Source organism: Longimicrobium sp., assembly GCF_036280135.1.
In the GTDB taxonomy this organism is placed as follows: domain Bacteria; phylum Gemmatimonadota; class Gemmatimonadetes; order Longimicrobiales; family Longimicrobiaceae; genus Longimicrobium.
This window is the reverse complement of sequence record NZ_DASURI010000838.1, coordinates 1-3,024: the sequence shown is the minus strand read 5'-3', so window position 1 is coordinate 3,024 and position 3,024 is coordinate 1. Positions and strand designations below refer to the sequence as shown.

The window sequence follows — 3,024 nt, the reverse complement described above, 5'->3', positions numbered from 1 at the left end:
GTGGCCCTGTCCAGCGGGGCCACGCTGGTGGTGGCCCCCCGCGACGCCACCGTCCCCGGCGAGGGGCTGCTGGCCCTGCTGCGCGACCGGGACGTCAACCACCTCAAGACCACCTCCTCGGCGCTGGCGGCGCTCCCCTGGGGGCCCCTTCCCGCCCTGCGCACCCTCGTCACGGCGGGCGAGGTGTGCACGGCGGAGCTCATGCGGCGCTGGGCGCCGGGGCGCACCTTCCTGAACGGGTACGGCGCCACGGAAACCAGCATGCGCACCACCAGCACCCCGTACGCCGACACCACGCGCGACCCGCCCATCGGCCACCCCGTGCCCAACACGCAGCTGTACGTGCTGGACGCCGTGCTGGAGCCGGCGCCCCTTGGCGTGGCGGGGGAGATCTACATCGGCGGGGCGGGGGTGGGGCGCGGCTACCTGGGCCGGCCCGCGCTCACGGCGGAGCGCTTTCTCCCCGACCCCCACCGCGGGGTGCCCGGCGCGCGGCTGTACCGCACGGGTGACCAGGGACGCCGCCGCGCCGACGGGGAGGTGGACTTCCTGGGCCGGGTGGACTTCCAGGTCAAGGTGCGCGGGTTCCGGGTGGAGCCGGGGGAGATCGAGGCCGCCCTGCGCGCCCACCCCGCCGTGGCCGAGACGGTGGTGCTGCTGCGGGAGGACGTTCCCGGCGACCCGCGCCTGGCCGCGTACGTGGTCCCCGCGCCGGGGCAGGACCCCGCGCCGGCGGCGCTGCGGGCCCACCTGCGGGACCTCCTCCCCGAGTACATGGTGCCCGCCGCGTTCGTCCTCCTGGCGTCGCTCCCCCTGAACCGCAACGGCAAGGCCGACCGCCGTGCGCTCCCCGCGCCCGACGCCCCCGCGGGCCAGGCGTACGTGGCACCCCGCGGCGCGGCCGAGGAGATCCTGTGCGGCATCTGGGCCCAGGTGCTGGGCGTGGAGCGCGTGGGCGTGCACGACGGCTTCTTCGACCTGGGCGGCCACTCGCTGCTGGCCACCCGCGTGGTGTCGCGGGCGCGCGCCGCCCTGGGCGTGGAGGTGCCCCTGCGGGCGCTGTTCGAGGCCCCCACCGTGGCGGGGCTGGCGGAGCGCGTGGAGGCCCTGCGGTCCGCCGGCGCCCGCGCCGGGGTGCCGCCCGTGGTGCCCGCCCCCCGCGACGGGCCCCTGCCGCTTTCCTTTGCCCAGCAGCGGCTGTGGCTGGTGGACCGCATGGACCCGGGGAGCGCCGCGTACGTCATTCCCTACGCCCTGCGGCTGCGGGGCGCGCTGGACGCGGCCGCCCTGCGCGCGGCGCTGGGCGGCGTGGCGGCGCGGCACGAGGTGCTGCGCACCACCTTCCACGAGCGGGACGGCGACGCCGTGCAGGTGGTGCACCCCCCCGCCCCCGTGCCGCTCCCCGTCGTGGACCTGCGCGCGCTCCCCCCGGCGCGGCGCGCGGACCAGGCGCGGCGGCTGGCGGGCCGGGAGGCGCTGCGCCCGTTCGACCTGTCGCGGGGGCCCCTGCTGCGGGGCACGCTGCTGCGCCTGGACGACGACGACCACGTGCTGTGCGTCTCCCTGCACCACATCGTGAGCGACGGGTGGAGCCGCGGCGTGCTGGTGCGCGAGGTCTCCGCCCTGTACGGCGCCTTCGCGCGGGGCGGCGACGCGGGGCTGGCGCCCCTTCCCCTGCAGTACGGGGACTTTGCCGTGTGGCAGCGCGCGTGGCTGCGGGGCGAGGTGCTGGAGGAGGAGCTGGGCTACTGGCGCGATCGGCTGGCGGGCGCGCCGCCCCTGCTGGAGGTGCCCACGGACCGGCCCCGCGGGGCGGGGGAGGGCGCGCGGGCCGGGAGCGTGTCCCGGGTCCTGGCCCCGGAGCTGTCGGCCGCCGTGCGGGCGCTGGCCCGGCGCGAGGGATGCACCCTCTTCATGACCCTGCTGGCCGCGTGGCAGGTGCTGCTGGCGCGCTGGTCGGGGCGGGACGACGTGGTGGTGGGCACCCCCGTGGCGGGGCGCACGCGCCTGGAGCTGGAGGGGCTCATCGGCTTCTTCGTCAACATGCTGCCCATGCGGGCCGAGCTGGGGGGCAACCCCGCGTGGACGGAGGTGCTGGCCCGGGTGCGCGAGACGGCCCTGGGGGCGTACGCGCACCAGCACCTGCCCTTCGAGCGGCTGGTGGAGGCCCTGGGCGGGGAGCGCGCGCCCGCGCACGCCCCCGTCTTCCAGGCCATCTTCACCCTGCACCGGGGCGGGGCGGGCGAGGCCCCGCGGCTGGGCGACCTGCGGACGGAGGCGTTCGGGGTGGAGGCGCTCGCCGCCAAGTACGACTTCGGCCTGTCGCTGGTGGACGACGGCGAGACGCTGGCCGGGGGGCTGGCGTACCGGTCCGCCCTCTTCGACGGGGCCACGGCGGCGCGGATGGCGGGGGACTGGGAGGCGCTGCTGCGGTCCATGACGGACGATCCCGGCCGGCGGCTGGCCGGCGTGTCGCTGCTGCGGGGGCCGGAGCGGGAACGCGTGCTGGAGGGGTGGAACGCCGGCGCCGCGGGGCCGCCCCCCGCCGGCTGCGTGCACGCCCTCTTTGCCGCGCAGGCCGCCGCCGCGCCCCGCGCCGTGGCCGTGGAGTGGGCGGAGGGCCGGCTGACCTACGGGGAGCTGGCGGCGGAGGCCCACCGGCTGGCGCACCACCTCCGCGCCCTGGGCGTGGGGCCCGAGACGCCCGTGGCCCTGTGCCTGGAGCGCGGGCCCGACATCGTCCGCGCCATGCTGGCCGTGCTGGCGGCCGGCGGCGCCTACCTGCCCGTGGACCCGCAGGCGCCCCCCGCGCGCGTGGACGAGATCCTGGCGGGCGCGGGGTGCCGGCTGGCGGTGACCCACGACGGGTGGAGCGGGCACCGCCCCGCGGGGGTGCCCCTCGTGCGGCTGGACGACCCCGCCACGGCGGCCGCCCTGGCCGCCCGCCCCGCAACGGCGCCCGGCGTGGCCGTGGACCCCGGCCAGCTGGCGTACGTGGTCTACACCTCCGGCTCCACGGGCCGG

General features: G+C 78.7%; 1 protein-coding gene. It reads left to right on the top strand.

Features of this window, described 5'->3' with window-relative positions; genetic code table 11:
- A partial coding sequence (locus tag VFZ20_RS27130) for a condensation domain-containing protein (RefSeq protein WP_329687097.1) occupies window positions 1-3,024 on the top strand: 3,024 nt, incomplete at both ends.